Consider the following 15,537-nt stretch of genomic DNA (forward strand, 5'->3'; position numbering starts at 1 on the left):
GCGGGGCTTTTCAGTGGTTGCTGCTCAGGGTTTGGACGCCAACGCCTCTTCTACAGCCTTGATCAAGTCAGGGCTGTCCGGCTTGGTCACACTGGAAAAGTTGGCAATCACCTTGCCTTGGCGGTCCACCACGTATTTATAGAAATTCCACTTCGGCGCACTGCTCTGCTGCGCCAGCAGCTTGAACAGGTGCACCGCATCCGGTCCCCTGACCTTCTGCGGCTCGGTCATGGTGAAGGTCACGCCGTAATTCACGTAGCAGACCTTGGCAGTCTCCTCCCCGGTCTTGGCTTCCTGCTTGAAGTCATCGGACGGCACACCAATCACTTCAAGGCCTTGACCCTTGTAACGCTGGTACAAGGCTTCGAGACCTTTGAATTGCGGTGCGAACCCGCAAAAGCTCGCGGTATTGACGATCACCAGGGGCTTGCCGGCGAAGCGCTGGCACAGGTCAATGGATTCCTTGGCCCGCAGCTTGGGCAGTTGGCCCTCCAACAAAGGCGGACAGTCGGCTGCCATGGCCAGGCCACCAACAGCCATCAGTACGGGTACAGCGAGCCAACGCATCAGCATGTCGAAACTCCTTGAGTCAGTTCAGGCATTGAACTTAACAGATCGCCATGCCCAGCTGCATCACCGCCAGGCCGCCCTGTTGCCAACCCCACCAGACCAACAGCAACAAGAGCAGCCCCGCCGCCATGGCCATCACACGCACCGCTAAACTCATGCCGCCTCCATCTGCGCCTGCACACGTGCTACCGGCCGCTCACGCACCGGCCAGTTCAGGGCCGCGGCGAGCAGGCTGAGCAGAATCGCCACCTGCCAGATCAAATCGTAGTTGCCGGTTCGATCATAGACCACCCCGCCCAGCCAACCGCCGAGGAATGAGCCGAGTTGGTGGAACAGGAACACAATCCCACCCAGCATCGAGAGGTTGCGCACACCAAACAAGGTCGCGACGGTGCCGTTGGTCAGCGGTACGGTGGACAACCACAGGAACCCCATCGCCATGCCAAACAGATACGCCGTGACTTCAGTGACCGGCGCCCACAGGAACAACACGATCACCACGGCCCGCAACAGGTACAAGCCGGTAAGCAGGCGCGGCTTGGACATGCGCCCGCCCAGCCAACCGGCCGTGTAGGTGCCGAACACATTGAACAGGCCGATCAGGGCCAGCACCGTGGTACCCACCGTGGCCGGCAGATGCTGGTCGACCAGGTACGCCGGCAAGTGCACGCCGATAAACACCACTTGGAAACCGCACACAAAAAAGCCGAAGGACAGCAGCCAGAACCCGGAGTGAGAACAGGCTTCCTTGAGTGCTTCGCGCAGGGTTTGCTGGCCGACCGTGACCGGCAGCGGCCGGTCCTTGAGCATCGCGACCAGCGGCAGGATCAGCGCCACCATCAAGCCCAACGCCAGCAGGGCCGCAGACCAGCCCAGCCAGCCAATCAAGCCGAGGGTGCCGGGCACCATGGCGAATTGGCCAAAAGAACCTGCGGCGCTGGCGATGCCCATGGCCATGCTGCGTTTTTCCGGGGCGACGGCGCGGCCAACCACGCCGAGAATCACTGAGAACGAAGTACCGGAGAGGCCAATACCAATCAGCAAGCCTGCGCTCAGGGACAGCGACCACGCCGAGTCGGACATGCCCATCAACACCAGGCCCACGGCGTACAACACCCCACCGACAAACACCGCTTTGGTCGCGCCGAAACGGTCGGCCAAGGCCCCGGTAAACGGCTGCGCCAGGCCCCAGATCAGGTTCTGCAAGGCAATCGCGAAGGCAAAGGTCTCACGACCCCAGCCGAATTCGCTGCTCATCGGCGCCAGGAACAGGCCGAAGCCGTGCCGTACGCCCAAGGACAACGCCAGGATCAGCGCACTCCCCACAAGGATCCAACCACTGGTGCGCCACATCGAGGTCATTTCTTATTCTCCGCTCGCGGGTATATACCCGCTTGTAGTCGAACAAACCGCGCTTCAGGCGAGTTCATCCAGCAAGGCCAACAACGTTTCGCGCTTTTCGGCGCCCAGCTTATCAATCAATTTCTGCTGCGCCGCTTCCCAAGCCGGCAAGGCGGCGGCCAGTCGTTCCTGGCCCGTTTCGGTCAACAACACCAGGCGGTTGCGCAGATCGTCACCTTCGACCAACTGCACCAGGCCCTCGCCTTCCAACACTCGCAGATTACGCCCCAAGGTGCTTCGATCCAGGCCCATGGCTTCGGCCAGGCTGGAGATGCTCGGTTGGTCGAGGCGCTGCAAGTTACACAGCAAAGAATACTGGGCAACGTTGATCCCGAAGCCGTCGAGAGCGCCGTCGTAATGCCTGCTGACGCCACGGGCGGCACGTCGCAGGTTGGTGCATAAACATTGGGAGGCAAGCATAGAGCGTGTATATACCCGGAGTTAAGGAAATGCAAGAAAACGTTACAGCGCCAGCCCGACCAGTACAGCCACCTCAAGCAGCTCCAACAGCGCGCCTGCGGTATCGCCCGTGGTGCCGCCAAGGCGCTTGACCATCAACTGGCGCAGCCCCACGAAACACAGCGCCGCCAGCAATACCGCGATGCCGCCGTTGAAACCGCCGATCAGGATGCACGCCAAACCACTGAGGATCAGCACCTGTTGGCCGACAATCCGCGGAAAATGATCCGACAATGCTTGGCCTAATCCTCCTGCACGCACATAGCGCGTGGTGAGAAACAGCGCCAACATCGAAGCCCGCCCGATCAGCGGCGCCAGGATCAAGGCGGCGCCATTATGCTGTTCGATCAAGGCCACCAACGCGCTGAACTTGAGCAACAACACCAGGCCCAGGGTGACCACCGCAATCGGCCCGCTGCGTGGGTCTTTCATGATGCTGAGGGTGCGTTCACGATCACCAAAGCCACCCAGCCAGGCGTCGGCGCTGTCCGCCAGGCCATCCAGGTGCAGGCCGCCGCTGAGCAGCACCCATGCCGCCAGCAGCAGCGCGGCATGCAGCAACAAGGGCGCGCCCATCAACATCAGGTTCAGGCCCCATAGCATCACGCCGAACAGCAGCCCCACCAGCGGGTAAAACAGCAATGAACGACCCAGCTCCTGAGGCTGCGGCATGCCCGGCAAGCGAATCGGCAGGCTGCTGAGAAATTGCAGGGCGATCCAGAACGGCAGCATCCTCAGGTTCCTTCCTTCAATACGCTGTCAGCACCCACCTGCAGGCTGAACAATGCGCCGTGGCCGACGTCGACATTCAGCAGTTGCTCACGTGGCAAACCGCGCGCCCGGGCCAACAGCAGGCGCATGACACCGCCATGACTGATCAACAGCACGCGCTGGCCAGCATAAGCCTGATGCAGCCGCGAGACAGCACCGAGCACCCGTTCGGAAAACTGGATGACAGGCTCGCCTTGCGGCGGTGTGAAACCGTAGGGATCAGCCCAGAACAGCCCCAGCCCTTCGGCATCGGTCTCCATCAACGCGGCTGCGCTCTGGCCTTCCCAGGCGCCGAAGTGAAGCTCTTGCAGCGCGGGCTCCAGGCTCACCGGCAGGTCGAGCCGTGCCCCCAACGCCTGGGCAAACAAGGCGCAGCGTTGCAGCGGCGAGCTGATCAACCGATCCCACGGCCCCTGCCCCACCACTGCGGCGCGCATCTGCGCCCAGCCATTGGCCGTCAATGCATCGTCAAGGCTGCCACGCAGGCCGCCACCCAGCTCGGTTTCGCCGTGGCGCAACAGGTCCAGGTGCAAGGTCATGCGGGGCGGTCCGCCACGGCCGCTTCGGCGAACGTCGCCATTTGCCCGTGCAGCGCACACGCCAGGCGCAACAACGGCACCGCCAGCGCCGCACCGCTGCCCTCACCCAGGCGCAAATTCAGTTCCAGCAAAGGCTGGGCATCGAGACTGTGCAGCACATGGCGATGGCCCGGCTCGGCACCCCGATGGCCGAACACTAGCCATTCGCGGCACGCCGGGTTCAAGCGCACCGCCACCAGCGCGGCAACGCTACAGATGAAGCCGTCTACCAACACCACGACGCCTGCCTGAGCGCAGGCCAGGTAGGCACCGACCAGTGCGGCAATTTCAAAGCCGCCAAGGTTGAACAGCGTTTGCAACGCATCACCGCGCTGGCCGGCATGCAGCGCCAATGCGCGCTCAATCACCGCTACCTTGTGGCTGACGCCCACGGCATTCAAACCCGTGCCGGGGCCTGTCAGGTCACTCACCTGGCAATCCAGCAATGCACAGGCCAACGCACTGGCTGCGGTGGTGTTGCCAATGCCCATCTCGCCGCCGATAAACAACTGCGCGCCGCTTTCCAGGGCGTGGTGCGCGCTGTCTCGTCCGGCTTGCAGGGCCAACTGCCCCTGGGCCTGGGTCATCGCCGGGCCCTCGACGAAATTGGCCGTGCCTGCACCGATATTCAGGTGGCGAACACCGGGCAAATCCAGCGATGGCGTCACCGTGCCGAGGTCGACCACTTCCAACTGCGCATCCAGTTGCCGCGCCAATACGCTGATCGCCGCACCACCGGTGACAAAGTTATGCAGCATCTGCCCGGTCACCTCCTGGGGAAACGCCGACACACCTTCGGCGACCACGCCGTGATCGCCCGCGAAAATCGCGATCCACAGCCGATCCACCGACGGTTTGACCTGGCCCTGCAAACCCGCCAACTGCACCGCCAGCGCTTCCAACTGGCCGAGGGAACCGGCGGGCTTGGTCAGCTGCTGCTGGCGCACCAGCGCCTGTTCGTGGGCAGCGGCATTGATGGCCTTGCAGGGGTTGAGCCACCAGGAATCCGTCATAACGCAGTACCTTTCAAAGTCAGGGGCAGACCGGCGACCGTCAGCACAACACGCTGACACTGCTCGGCCAAGGCTTGATGCAGCCAACCGGCTTCATCCACATAACGGCGAGTCAATTCGCCCAGCGGCACGACACCCAGACCGGTCTCGTTGCTGACAAAAATGATTTCACCCGGCAGCGACGCCAGGGTGTGCAGCAATAGATCACGCTCAACGGCCAGGCGCTGCGTGTCATCGAGCATCAACAGATTGGTGAGCCACAGGGTCAGGCAATCCACCAGCAGGCAACGGTCGGCCGCCGCGTTTTCCCGCAGCACACGCGCCAGTTCAACGGGCTCTTCAACCAAGCCCCACGAGTCAGGACGCCGCTGACGATGCAAGGCAACGCGCGCGTTCATCTCGCCGTCCAAGGGTTGGCTGGTGGCGATATAAGTGACGGTCAAACCGCTGTCGCTGGCGAGCTTTTCGGCCAGGCGACTTTTGCCCGAGCGTGCTCCGCCCAAGATCAGTTGGAGCATGAAATAAGCCCTGTAAAAGTTGAAGATAAAGCGGGAAACCAGAATGAACGCGGCGCTTTACGTAACCACGATGCGCAGCGAGCCGCTCTTGATCTTGCTTTTGATCTCAGGCGCCCCGTTAAACCACGCTGGCCGAACGCAGGCTTGAATCCGTAGGCCGACGGGCCGCCATCGGGGGCAAGCCCCCTCCCACACTTTGATCGCATGCACACCGTCAGACGCCACATAGCTCGCGCAACAAACCGGTGTCCAAGTGCTGCTCTACCAAGTCCGCGAGCCGCTCGATATCACGCTCGCGCAACCCGTGATAATCCACCGCCTGCACATCCTGCAACCCCGCCCAACGCAACAAGGCACTGCACGCCTCAGGCGTCTCGAACAAACCATGCAAGTACGTACCCAGAATCTGCCCATCAGCACTCAGCGCCCCATCGCTGCGCCCATCATCAAGCAGCACGGCAGCGCTCGATAAGGCATCACCCGACGTCACGCCCGCATGAATCTCATACCCACTCACCTCAGCATCCTCGAGCACCAAGCGCCCGCGCACATTGCGCAGTTGCTTCTCCTCCTCCAGCGTCGTAGCGAATGCCAGCAGCCCGAGGCCAGCACTGGACCCGGCCACACCTTCCAGCCCAAGCGGGTCATGCACCTGCTCACCCAACATCTGCAAACCACCACAAATCCCCAGCACCTTGCCGCCATAACGCAAATGCCGCGACACGGCCACATCCCAGCCATTGGCACGCAAGAACGCCAAATCGCTGCGTACGCTTTTCGAGCCCGGCAGGATGATCAAGTCAGCCGCTGGAATCGCCTGCCCCGGCCCGACAAACTGCAAATCCACCTGGGGATGCAGGCGCAGCGGGTCGAAATCGGTATGGTTACTGATACGCGGCAACACCGGCACCACCACCTTGAGCACTTGGGCGGCCTTGTCGATCTGGCGCTGGTCAATACCGTCTTCTGCCTCCAGATGCAGGTCCATCACATAGGGCAACACCCCCACTACCGGCTTGCCAGTGCGCGCCTCTAGCCAATCCAGCCCAGGCTGCAACAACGCGATGTCACCGCGAAAACGGTTGATGATGAAACCCTTGACTCGCGCCTGCTCAGTGGACGACAGCAGCTCCAGCGTGCCGACCAGATGGGCAAACACTCCACCGCGATTGATATCGGCGATCAACAGCACCGGGCAATCCACCGCTTCGGCAAAGCCCATGTTGGCAATGTCATTGGCACGCAGGTTGATCTCGGCCGGGGAACCCGCGCCTTCGACCATCACCACCGCGTAGGCTTCGCTCAACCGCGTGTGGGAAGCCAGCACGGCTTGCATCGCAATGGCTTTGTAGTCGTGGTAGGCCACGGCGTTCATGTTGGTGACGGCGCGGCCATGGATGATCACTTGGGAGCCGGTGTCGCTGTTGGGCTTGAGCAACACCGGGTTCATATCAGTGTGGGGTGCCAGGTTGGCAGCCTGGGCCTGTACCGCCTGGGCGCGGCCGATCTCGCCGCCCTCGGCGGTCACGGCACTGTTGAGCGCCATGTTCTGTGGCTTGAACGGCACCACCGCCACGCCCTGACGCACCAACCAGCGACACAGCGCGGTCACCAGGGTGCTCTTGCCGGCGTCGGAGGTGGTGCCCTGCACCATCAGCGTACTCATGTGGCCTCCTTGTAGGCGGCCAGGGCCTCATCAAGCCGCAGCCAATCGGCTTCGGTGTCGGGCAGGCCCAGACGCACGCTGCTGTCATGCACAAACAAACGCAGCAGAATGCCGCGCTGGGCCATGAACTCGTGCAGCCGTTCGGCGTGAGGTGTAATCAACCACTGGAATAGCGCGCAACCGCCGTGGGGTTGAAAGCCCCGGCGCTCAAGCAACTCGAACAAGCGCTGGCCGGCTTCGATGCACCGACTGCGCTGACGGGCGTGCCCGGCGGTATCGCGCAGGCACACCTGGCCCAGCACCCGCGTTGGCCCGCTGACCGCCCATGGTCCGACCTGTTCGGCCAGTAACTTGAGCAACTTGCGCTCGGCCAACACAAAACCCAGGCGCACACCGGCCAGCCCAAAGAACTTGCCGAATGAACGCAGTACGATCAAGCCGACTTCATGGGTATGGCTTGCCAGGCTCAAGTCTGGGGTGACGTCCATGAACGCCTCATCCACCACCAGCCAGCCACCGCGCTGGGCCAGCCGCGCATGCCAGTCCAGCAGGCGCTGCGGGGGCAGACTCAGGCCGGTGGGATTGTTGGGGTTGACCACCACCAGCACGTCGAGGCTGTCGAGAAAGAAGTCGACCTCCTGCTCCTGCACCTCGCGTACCACGTAGCCAGCACGACGCCAGGCTTCGGCGTGCTCGGCATAACAGGGCGAGAGCACGCCGACCTTGCCGGTGCGGCGCAGGCGCGGCAGCAGTTGGATCGCGGCCTGGGAGCCCGGCACTGGCAACAACTGGGCGGTACCGTAATATTCGCTGGCAGCCTGCTCCAAGCCGTCGTCGCTCTCCGGCAGACGTGCCCAGGCACGCAACGGAATCTCAGGGATAGGCCACGGCCAGGGCGCCAGGCCACTGGACAGATCAAGCCAATCTGCCTCGGCAATTGCGTACTCAATCGCGGCTTTACGCAGCCGACCACCATGCTCAAGCATAGATTTGCGCCCCTACGCACAGGACCAGCAACCACAACCATACTCCGCGCTGCACCAGTTGCCAGCCACGGTCGATGGCGTCGGCATCGGCCGATGGGCCTTCGCCCAACTGCGGGCGCTGATGCACCTCGCCGTGATAAATCGCCGCGCCGCCGAGCTCGACGCCCAACGCACCGGCACCGGAGGCCATCACAGGGCCAGCATTGGGGCTGTCCCAGGTCGGGCCCTGGGTGCGCCAGCATTTGAAGGCAAGGCGGGTTTTACCCAATAACGCGTAGGTCAATGCCACCAAACGCGCAGGAATGTAGTTCAGGACATCGTCGATCTTGGCGGCCGCCCAGCCAAAGCGCTCGAAGCGTTCGTTGCGATAGCCCCACATGGCGTCGAGGGTGTTGCTCAGGCGATAGAGCACAACGCCTGGCACACCGGCCACCACAAACCAGAACAGCGCGGCGAACACCGCATCGCTGCCGTTCTCCAGCACAGACTCGGTGGCAGCACGAGCGACTTCGGTGCGGTCCAGTTCGCTGGTCTGGCGACTCACCAGGTAGCTCACGCGCTTGCGTGCTTCATCCAAGTCGTCACTGCGCAAGGCCTGAGCCACCGGGGTCACATGCTCGCCCAGGCTGCGCATGCCAAGGGCGCAGTACAACGCCAGGATTTCCAGCAGCCAGCCAATAACAGGCGCCCACGACAACGCCGTGGCCAACAGGGTCAGCGGCACCACCGCGATAAACCACGCGGTCACGCCATGGCTGCGCCAGCCACGCCCACCGGTATTGAAACGCTGCTCGATGCGCCCGGCGAAATTGCCGAACGCCACCAGCGGATGCCAGCGCCTGGGTTCACCCAGCAGCGCATCGAGCGCCACCGCAGCGACACACAGCAAGGCCACACTCATTGACTCACTCCCCACTTGTTTTCATACAGCATGTCACTCAACGGTCGCGGCTCGGTCCAGCCTTCGAGCTGCAACATCGGTGCCGGATAGAACTCCGCCACCGGCCCTAGGCACAACACGGCCAGGGGTTTGGCACCGGGTGGCAAGCCCAGCAGCTCGGCCAGGGCCTGGGGTTCGAACAGCGAGACCCAACCCATGCCCAAGCCTTCCACACGCGCCGCCAGCCACAGGTTCTGGATTGCACAGGATAACGACGCCATGTCCATTTCCGGCAAGGTGCGGCGCCCGAAGATGTGGCGCTCGCGATCGTCCATCAAAGCCGCCACCAAGACCTCGGCACAGTCGTTGATGCCTTCGACCTTGAGCTTCATGAACTCATCGGAGCGTTCGCCCAAGGCCTCGGCGGTGCGCACGCGCTCTTCTTCCACCAGCTGTTGAATCTGCCCACGCAAGGGGCGGTCGCTGATGCGGATAAAACGCCAGGGCTGCATCAGGCCGACGCTTGGCGCCTGGTGCGCGGCCTGGAGCAGGCGCTGCAGCAGTTCGGGGGCAACGCTGCCACCGCTGAAGTGGCGCATGTCGCGGCGCTCGGCGATGGCGCGGTAGACGGCCTGGCGGTCGGCCTCGGGGAAGGCGTTGTCAGTCATGGCCTCATCGGGGGCAAGCCCCCTCCCACATTTTGCTGCGTGAACCCTGTCGATGTGGGAGCTGGCGCAAACAGCGCCGCCACCGCCGTAGGGTTGGACGGGAAATAAAAGTGCACGTAGGAAGCGGTCATCCGCCCCTGCCGATACACCGCTTCGGCACCGCGCCCGCCGTTGGGGCTCAGGCCACGGGCAATCGGTGCCCATTCGGTGCTGGTCAGGGAATGGTGATAAGTGTGGCCGCGCAGTACGCCTTCCGGCAGTTCGACGCTTTGCAGGGCCAGGGCCGCGAGTTTCTTTTGCATCACCGCATCGCCCTGGAGCAGGCCAACCAATTCGGCGCGATTGCCGTCCACATCCGTCAGCGAATCGAGCAGATAGAGCATGCCGCCACATTCGGCGAGCAACGGCTTGCCAGCGGCGTGATGAGCACGGATCGCATCCAGCATCGCTGTGTTTGCCGACAGCGCCTGGTGGTGCAACTCCGGGTAGCCACCGGGCAAATAGAGACTGTCAGCTTCAGGCAGTTGGCGATCATGGATCGGTGAGAAAAAGCTCAGTTCGGCGCCCATCGCCCGCAACAGATCGAGGCTGGCGCCGTAAGTAAAGGCAAAGGCTTCGTCACGGGCCACGGCGATACGCACGCCTGCGAGCAGCGGTCTGGCCTCAATAACTGTGGGCGCAGCAAAGGTCACCGGCGGCGGCAGGGCGACTTCGCAACTGCTGCCCAATGCCTGGGCAGCGGCGTCCAGGCGTACATCGAGGTCATTCAGCTCGCTGGCTTGCACCAGGCCCAAGTGGCGACTGGGCAGTTCGATGCCGGTCTCGCGAGACAGCGCGCCGTACCAGCGCAAGCCCTCGGTGAGGCTGCCTTCGAGCAACTGGGCATGGCGCAGGGTGCCGACGCGGTTGGCCAGTACGCCGGCGAACGGCAGGTCGGGTTGATAGCGCGCCAGGCCCAGGGCCAGGGCGCCAAAGGTCTGGGCCATGGCGGTGCCGTCGATCACACCCAGCACCGGTACACCGAAGTGCCGCGCCAAGTCGGCGCTGGAAGGTGTGCCGTCGAACAAGCCCATCACGCCTTCGATCAGGATCAGGTCGGCCTCCCCCGCCGCTTCCCAGAGCAGGCGGCGACTTTCCTGCTCGCCCACCATCCACATGTCCAATTGATACACCGGCGCACCGCTGGCGCGCTCGTGAATCATCGGGTCGAGGAAGTCCGGCCCGCATTTGAACACGCGCACCTTGCGTCCCAGGTTGCGGTGCAAACGGGCCAGCGCAGCGGTGACGGTGGTTTTGCCCTGGCCGGACGCCGGAGCGGCGATCAATACGGCTGGGCAATGACGGGGCTGATTCAAAGTTCGACGCCCTTCTGTGCCTTGATACCGGCCTGGAAGGCGTGCTTGAGCATGCCCATTTCGGTGACGGTGTCGCCCATTTCGATCAACTCAGGCTTGGCGCCGCGGCCGGTGACCACCACATGCTGCATCGGCGGGCGGGCTTGCAGGTCGCTGAGCACTTGGTCCAGGTCCAGATAGCCGTGCTTGAGGGCGATGTTCAGTTCGTCCAGCACCACCAGGCCGATGGTCGGGTCTTGCAACAGCTCGCGGGACACCGCCCAAGCGGCTTCGGCGGCGGCGATGTCGCGTTGGCGGTCCTGGGTTTCCCAAGTAAAGCCTTCGCCCATCACATGGAAGCGCACCTGCTCGGGGAAACGGCGAAAGAACAACTCTTCGCCAGTGCTGTTACGCCCCTTGATGAACTGCACCACACCGCACTGCATGCCATGGCCCATAGCCCGGGCCAACATGCCGAATGCCGAGCTGCTCTTGCCTTTGCCGTTACCGGTCAGCACCAGCAGCAGGCCGCACTCGTTGGGGGAATTGGCGATGCGTTCGTCGATCACGGCTTTTTTGCGCAGCATGCGCGCCAGGTGGCGTTCGTCGCGGTCGGGGGAATCAGTCATGGCAGCTCTCCGTTGGGGCTGGACAAAAACGGCGGGCAGGAAAAAGAAAAAACAGACAGCCAAGCATCGCCCACCGTGATGCTGTTGAATGTTCAAGGCCGGTCTCCGGACTCATGAGTGGCGCGTCTTATCGAAGCAGCCGAGGGCGCGCCTTCCCATATCGCGGGCGATACAGTGGCAAACAGCACCGTCTTGACTCATTTACCGTTGCGGGGGCAGCGCCGGAATCGCGGCAGCACTGTGTACAAGTGCGCTCACTCACCGGCTTCCCTGTTTCACTCTGTCGACGCGTACGCCACAGAGCACCTGGAACAAGCCGCGAAGGTTAGTGGGTTGGGGGTGGAGCGTCAATTAAAGCTGGCTCTGTACTTGAACCATCCGCACGCCGTGCTTCTCTACCCTTACAGGTATTAAGGAGAAAACCATGCATAAAACCCGACTCGCCTTACTGATCATGCTCGCAGGCAGCCTCGCGGCCTGCGGTGAAAGCTCTACCCTGCAGGTCTCCGACGGCACCGGGCCCTCGCCCAAACTGCCGGAGCCGAACAAGACCCTGATCCCCACCGTCAATATCGCCCCGGCCATTGGCTGGCCTGAAGGCGCCAAGCCAACGGCCGCCGCTGGCACCCAGGTTGCCGCGTTCGCCGAGGGCCTGGATCACCCGCGCTGGCTCTACGTGTTGCCCAACGGTGACGTGCTGGTGGCCGAGACCAATGCACCGCCCAAGCCGGATGATTCCAAGGGCGTGCGTGGCTGGGTGATGGAAAAAGTCATGGGGCGTGCCGGCGCAGGCGTGCCGAGCCCGAACCGCATTACGTTATTGCGCGACGCCGATCACGACGGCGTGGCGGAAACCCGCACGGTGTTTCTGGAGAATCTCAATTCGCCCTTTGGCATGACGCTGGTGGGCAACGACCTGTATGTGGCGGATTCGGATAAGTTACTGCGCTTTCCCTACCAGCCAGGTGAAACCGCGATCAAAGCCCAAGGCACCACTGTCGTGGATTTGCCGGGTGGCCCTTTGAACCACCACTGGACCAAAAACGTGGTCGCCAGCAAGGCTGGCAGCAAGCTGTATGTAAGCGTCGGCTCCAACAGCAACGTTGGCGAAAACGGCTTGGAGGCAGAACAGGGCCGCGCCGCGATTTGGGAAGTCGACCGCGCTACCGGCCAGCACCGCATTTTTGCCTCTGGCCTGCGCAACCCCAATGGCATGGCCTGGGAGCCACAGAGCGGCAAACTGTGGACCGCGGTTAACGAGCGCGATGAGATCGGTAGCGATCTGGTGCCCGACTACATCACCTCGGTCAAGGATGGCGGGTTTTATGGCTGGCCTTTCAGCTATTACGGCCAGCATGTAGATGTGCGCGTCACCCCGCAAAATCTGGACCTGGTCGCCAAGGCCATCGCGCCAGACTATGCGGTAGGCCCTCACACAGCCTCTTTGGGATTGACCTTCGCCGAGGGCAACAAACTGCCCGCGCAGTTCAGCAACGGCGCATTTATTGGCCAGCATGGTTCGTGGAATCGCAAGCCGCACAGTGGTTACAAGGTGATTTTCGTGCCGTTTGAAGGCGGTCAGCCGAAAGGACAACCGGTGGATGTGCTGACCGGGTTTCTCAACAGCGACGAGAAAGCCATGGGTCGGCCGGTAGGCGTGGTGATCGACCAGCAGGGAGATTTGTTGGTGGCGGATGATGTGGGGAATAAGGTGTGGCGGGTGTCGGCTGCTAAATAGCAGAGTTGCAAGCTGCAAGCTGCAAGCAGGCGTTGCGCCCTCTTGCAGCTTAGAGCTTGAAGCTTACCGCTGCTTTCAAGGATTGCGTGCCAGATTCCCCGGCAACACCCGCTTGGCACTCAGGTAAGCGTTCTGCCAATACGCTTTGGATAGCGTATCGAGCTTCACCGTACCGCCGGTTTGCGGCGCATGCACAAAGCGCCCTTCCCCGACATAGATCCCCGCATGGCTGACCCGTGAACCACCGCCCGTGGCGAAGAACAGCAGGTCGCCGGTTTGCAGGTTCTGCTCACTGACGTCCTGGGCACGCATCACGATCAGCTCACGGGTGGTGCGCGGCAGGGAGATGCCGGCGGCATCGCGAAACACAAAGCCGATCAGGCCGCTGCAATCAAAACCCGAGTCCGGTGTATTGCCGCCCCAGCGATAAGGCGTGCCGACCAGGCCCAGCGCACGGAAGAGCACGTCTTCGGCAGCAGGCGAGAAATTCTGGGTGGCGTAGTTGAACACCGGCTTAGGCTTGGCCGCTACAGGAGCGGGCGGCGGCGGGCGACTAGCGCAGGCGCTGAGCAGCGCGGCGCAAACAATAAGAATCAGGCGGGCCGAGGTCGACATGTGCAGAACAATCCTGGTCTGGATGCGGCTTTCGCTGCCGAACGTTGAAAACCAGAACGCGCAAGCAAAGCTCGCGCGAACGGATGACAACAATGTCCAGGAATTCTAGCGCTTACACGTCAAACTTCAAGTATCACTTTAACTTTACTTACTAGCGGTAACCGCAGTCGGGGCCATGGCGAGTGCGCGCTTGGCTTCGATGAAGGTTTTGCTCCAGTAGCTGTCACCCAGGTTATCTACCCGAACACCACCACTGCGGCGGCTGCTGGAGTGGATAAACTGGTTATCGCCCAGGTAGATACCGGCATGGCTGACACGACCGCGGCCACTGGTACTAAAGAAAAGCAGATCACCCGGCTTGAGGTTGTTCCGTGCGACCAACGGTGCATCCACGTTGATCATTTCGCGAGTCGAGCGAGGCAGATTCATGCCGGCTTCTTCACGGAACAGGTAGCCGATGAAACCACTGCAGTCGAAACCGGCTTCAGAGGTGCCGCCAAAACGGTAACGTGTACCGATCAGGGACTTACCGCGTTCAAGGATGCTGTCGGCCAGCAGAGGCAGTTGATAAGGCTTGCTGCCGGAGAAATCGGCCAGTTCCTTCTCGGTTGCCAGCTCTTCTTCATAGACAGTGGAAGACTGCGCGGCGACGAATTTCTGTTGAGTCTGTTGTTGTGGTTTCTGCTGCTCAACCACCTGTTGAGGGTGGGAGGCGCAACCAAACAACAGGGTAACGAGTGCGAGAGGCACGAGGGGTGCGAAGCGATTTAGCATGGGCACGACCGTGGCTGATGTGTAAAGAAGCCGAGACTATGCCCTCTATCACATCGATTTGCAAATTCAATCGCGATCTATGTGACTTCTGGTTTCGACTATGACATCTAAGCCGTAATTCAATTTATCCCTGCAACTGCGTGGCCCGCCGGGCTCAAACGCAGGTTTTCTGACGCCTGAAAAGTGCCGAACCATGGGAAATCAATACCTTACCAACCCAAGGTTTCTTTCAGGAAAGGGATCGTCAATTTCCTTTGGGCCTGCAACGAAGCCTGGTCGAGCTGTTCGAGCAAATCGAACAACGCGCTCATGCTGCGGGTGCCACGGGTCAGGATGAAGTGCCCGACTTCGTCGGTCAGGTGCAGGCCGCGACGGGATGCGCGCAGTTGCAGGGCACGCAACTTGTCCTCGTCGGACAATGGGCGCATCTGGAAGATCAGTGCCAGGGTCAGGCGCGATTTGAGGTCGGCCAGCTTCACCGGCAGCTCACGAGGCGACGTAGAAGCCGCGATCAACAGGCGGCGGCCGCTGTCGCGCAGGCGGTTGAACAGGTGAAACAGCGCCTCTTCCCACTCCGCCTTGCCCGCTACTGCCTGCAAGTCGTCGAGGCACACCAGCTCATATTGCTCAAGGTTGTCGAAGATCCCGATACCGCGGTCCATCAACTCGGCCAACGGCAGGTACACCGCCGGCTCGCCCATCTGTTCGAAACGCAGGCACGCGGCCTGCAGCAGGTGGGTACGCCCCACGCCATGCTTGCCCCACAGATAGATCAGGCTTTCAGTCCACCCGGCGTCGGCTTCGCAGAGCCGCTCGACATAGCCGAGTGCAGCGGCATTGGCGCCTGGGTAGTAGTTGATAAAGGTAGCGTCGTCACGCAGACGCACACCTAGGGGCAGCTGAATCGGTTTCATGCTGACTGAACGGCTCCCATCGA

At 62.1% G+C, this 15,537-nt stretch carries 17 protein-coding genes and 1 riboswitch; of the genes, 1 reads left to right on the plus strand and 16 read right to left on the minus strand.

Annotated elements, in window-relative coordinates; all coding sequences use genetic code 11:
* Positions 1–24: 24 nt before the first annotated feature.
* The 13 genes from FRT59_RS10075 to cobO form a co-directional block, all read right to left on the minus strand.
* Positions 25–573, minus strand: coding sequence for a glutathione peroxidase (locus FRT59_RS10075; RefSeq protein WP_153871089.1), 549 nt, complete (start codon positions 571–573; stop codon positions 25–27).
* A 150-nt stretch (positions 574–723) separates the two neighbouring features.
* A complete protein-coding gene (locus FRT59_RS10080) occupies positions 724–1,923 on the minus strand; it encodes an MFS transporter (protein WP_161793247.1) in 1,200 nt (399 codons plus the stop codon).
* Positions 1,924–1,986: 63 nt separating this feature from the next.
* Positions 1,987–2,391, minus strand: a complete 405-nt coding sequence (locus FRT59_RS10085) for a MarR family winged helix-turn-helix transcriptional regulator (RefSeq protein ID WP_153838126.1) — start codon at positions 2,389–2,391, stop codon at positions 1,987–1,989.
* Positions 2,392–2,433: 42 nt separating this feature from the next.
* Entirely contained in the window at positions 2,434–3,162 is a 729-nt protein-coding gene (locus FRT59_RS10090; RefSeq protein ID WP_153871090.1) for an adenosylcobinamide-GDP ribazoletransferase, read from the minus strand.
* A gap of 2 nt (positions 3,163–3,164) precedes the next feature.
* Complete coding sequence (gene cobC, locus FRT59_RS10095; protein ID WP_153871091.1) at positions 3,165–3,740, minus strand: alpha-ribazole phosphatase family protein; 576 nt, start codon at positions 3,738–3,740, stop codon at positions 3,165–3,167.
* Positions 3,737–4,792: a nicotinate-nucleotide--dimethylbenzimidazole phosphoribosyltransferase gene (cobT, locus tag FRT59_RS10100; protein ID WP_153871092.1), complete on the minus strand. Its 1,056-nt coding sequence runs from the start codon at positions 4,790–4,792 to the stop codon at positions 3,737–3,739. Before cobT ends, cobC begins: the two co-directional genes overlap by 4 nt.
* A complete protein-coding gene (gene cobU / locus FRT59_RS10105; protein WP_034117126.1) occupies positions 4,789–5,310 on the minus strand; it encodes a bifunctional adenosylcobinamide kinase/adenosylcobinamide-phosphate guanylyltransferase in 522 nt (173 codons plus the stop codon). Before cobU ends, cobT begins: the two co-directional genes overlap by 4 nt.
* A 214-nt stretch (positions 5,311–5,524) precedes the next feature.
* Complete coding sequence (locus FRT59_RS10110) at positions 5,525–6,976, minus strand: cobyric acid synthase (RefSeq protein ID WP_153871093.1); 1,452 nt, start codon at positions 6,974–6,976, stop codon at positions 5,525–5,527.
* Complete coding sequence (gene cobD / locus FRT59_RS10115) at positions 6,973–7,962, minus strand: threonine-phosphate decarboxylase CobD (RefSeq protein ID WP_034117128.1); 990 nt, start codon at positions 7,960–7,962, stop codon at positions 6,973–6,975. Before cobD ends, FRT59_RS10110 begins: the two co-directional genes overlap by 4 nt.
* Positions 7,955–8,863 carry an adenosylcobinamide-phosphate synthase CbiB gene (gene cbiB / locus FRT59_RS10120; RefSeq protein WP_153871094.1) on the minus strand — a complete coding sequence of 303 codons (909 nt, stop codon included), beginning with the start codon at positions 8,861–8,863 and terminating at the stop codon, positions 7,955–7,957. The genes cobD and cbiB overlap by 8 nt, the downstream gene beginning before the upstream one ends.
* A complete protein-coding gene (gene bluB, locus FRT59_RS10125) occupies positions 8,860–9,510 on the minus strand; it encodes a 5,6-dimethylbenzimidazole synthase (protein WP_153871095.1) in 651 nt (216 codons plus the stop codon). The genes cbiB and bluB overlap by 4 nt, the downstream gene beginning before the upstream one ends.
* Positions 9,507–10,865: a cobyrinic acid a,c-diamide synthase CobB gene (locus FRT59_RS10130; RefSeq protein ID WP_153871096.1), complete on the minus strand. Its 1,359-nt coding sequence runs from the start codon at positions 10,863–10,865 to the stop codon at positions 9,507–9,509. Before FRT59_RS10130 ends, bluB begins: the two co-directional genes overlap by 4 nt.
* Positions 10,862–11,473 carry a cob(I)yrinic acid a,c-diamide adenosyltransferase gene (gene cobO / locus FRT59_RS10135; protein WP_049712109.1) on the minus strand — a complete coding sequence of 204 codons (612 nt, stop codon included), beginning with the start codon at positions 11,471–11,473 and terminating at the stop codon, positions 10,862–10,864. The genes FRT59_RS10130 and cobO overlap by 4 nt, the downstream gene beginning before the upstream one ends.
* 79 nt (positions 11,474–11,552) lie before the next feature.
* A riboswitch (cobalamin riboswitch) is annotated at positions 11,553–11,798 on the minus strand.
* 99 nt (positions 11,799–11,897) lie between these two features.
* Between cobO and FRT59_RS10140 the strand changes: the two genes are divergently transcribed.
* On the plus strand, positions 11,898–13,211 hold the full coding sequence (locus tag FRT59_RS10140; protein WP_153871097.1) for a PQQ-dependent sugar dehydrogenase: 1,314 nt from the start codon (positions 11,898–11,900) through the stop codon (positions 13,209–13,211).
* A gap of 75 nt (positions 13,212–13,286) precedes the next feature.
* Here the strand turns inward: FRT59_RS10140 and FRT59_RS10145 are convergent, their stop codons facing one another.
* The 3 genes from FRT59_RS10145 to hda all read right to left on the minus strand — a co-directional run bounded on the left by FRT59_RS10145 (position 13,287) and on the right by hda (position 15,514).
* Complete coding sequence (locus tag FRT59_RS10145; protein WP_153838134.1) at positions 13,287–13,826, minus strand: C40 family peptidase; 540 nt, start codon at positions 13,824–13,826, stop codon at positions 13,287–13,289.
* A gap of 144 nt (positions 13,827–13,970) precedes the next feature.
* The gene (locus FRT59_RS10150) at positions 13,971–14,600 is read right to left on the minus strand and encodes a C40 family peptidase (protein WP_153838135.1); all 630 of its coding nucleotides are present in this window, start codon (positions 14,598–14,600) and stop codon (positions 13,971–13,973) included.
* Positions 14,601–14,809: 209 nt separating this feature from the next.
* Positions 14,810–15,514 carry a DnaA regulatory inactivator Hda gene (gene hda / locus FRT59_RS10155; protein WP_003193052.1) on the minus strand — a complete coding sequence of 235 codons (705 nt, stop codon included), beginning with the start codon at positions 15,512–15,514 and terminating at the stop codon, positions 14,810–14,812.
* Positions 15,515–15,537 lie beyond the last annotated feature (23 nt).

The sequence above is a fragment of the Pseudomonas haemolytica genome, assembly GCF_009659625.1.
Classification (GTDB): Bacteria; Pseudomonadota; Gammaproteobacteria; order Pseudomonadales; family Pseudomonadaceae; genus Aquipseudomonas; species Aquipseudomonas haemolytica.

Coding starts and splice junctions, on each gene's coding strand:
- FRT59_RS10145 (WP_153838134.1), bottom strand. CDS start 13,826: ATGTCGACCTCGGCCCGCCTGATTCTTATTGTTTGCGCCGCGCTGCTC.
- cobU (WP_034117126.1), bottom strand. CDS start 5,310: ATGCTCCAACTGATCTTGGGCGGAGCACGCTCGGGCAAAAGTCGCCTG.
- FRT59_RS10090 (WP_153871090.1), bottom strand. CDS start 3,162: ATGCTGCCGTTCTGGATCGCCCTGCAATTTCTCAGCAGCCTGCCGATT.
- FRT59_RS10080 (WP_161793247.1), bottom strand. CDS start 1,923: ATGTGGCGCACCAGTGGTTGGATCCTTGTGGGGAGTGCGCTGATCCTG.
- cobC (WP_153871091.1), bottom strand. CDS start 3,740: ATGACCTTGCACCTGGACCTGTTGCGCCACGGCGAAACCGAGCTGGGT.
- cobT (WP_153871092.1), bottom strand. CDS start 4,792: ATGACGGATTCCTGGTGGCTCAACCCCTGCAAGGCCATCAATGCCGCT.
- FRT59_RS10150 (WP_153838135.1), bottom strand. CDS start 14,600: ATGCTAAATCGCTTCGCACCCCTCGTGCCTCTCGCACTCGTTACCCTG.
- cbiB (WP_153871094.1), bottom strand. CDS start 8,863: ATGAGTGTGGCCTTGCTGTGTGTCGCTGCGGTGGCGCTCGATGCGCTG.
- FRT59_RS10140 (WP_153871097.1), top strand. CDS start 11,898: ATGCATAAAACCCGACTCGCCTTACTGATCATGCTCGCAGGCAGCCTC.
- cobO (WP_049712109.1), bottom strand. CDS start 11,473: ATGACTGATTCCCCCGACCGCGACGAACGCCACCTGGCGCGCATGCTG.
- bluB (WP_153871095.1), bottom strand. CDS start 9,510: ATGACTGACAACGCCTTCCCCGAGGCCGACCGCCAGGCCGTCTACCGC.
- hda (WP_003193052.1), bottom strand. CDS start 15,514: ATGAAACCGATTCAGCTGCCCCTAGGTGTGCGTCTGCGTGACGACGCT.
- FRT59_RS10085 (WP_153838126.1), bottom strand. CDS start 2,391: ATGCTTGCCTCCCAATGTTTATGCACCAACCTGCGACGTGCCGCCCGT.
- cobD (WP_034117128.1), bottom strand. CDS start 7,962: ATGCTTGAGCATGGTGGTCGGCTGCGTAAAGCCGCGATTGAGTACGCA.
- FRT59_RS10110 (WP_153871093.1), bottom strand. CDS start 6,976: ATGAGTACGCTGATGGTGCAGGGCACCACCTCCGACGCCGGCAAGAGC.
- FRT59_RS10075 (WP_153871089.1), bottom strand. CDS start 573: ATGCTGATGCGTTGGCTCGCTGTACCCGTACTGATGGCTGTTGGTGGC.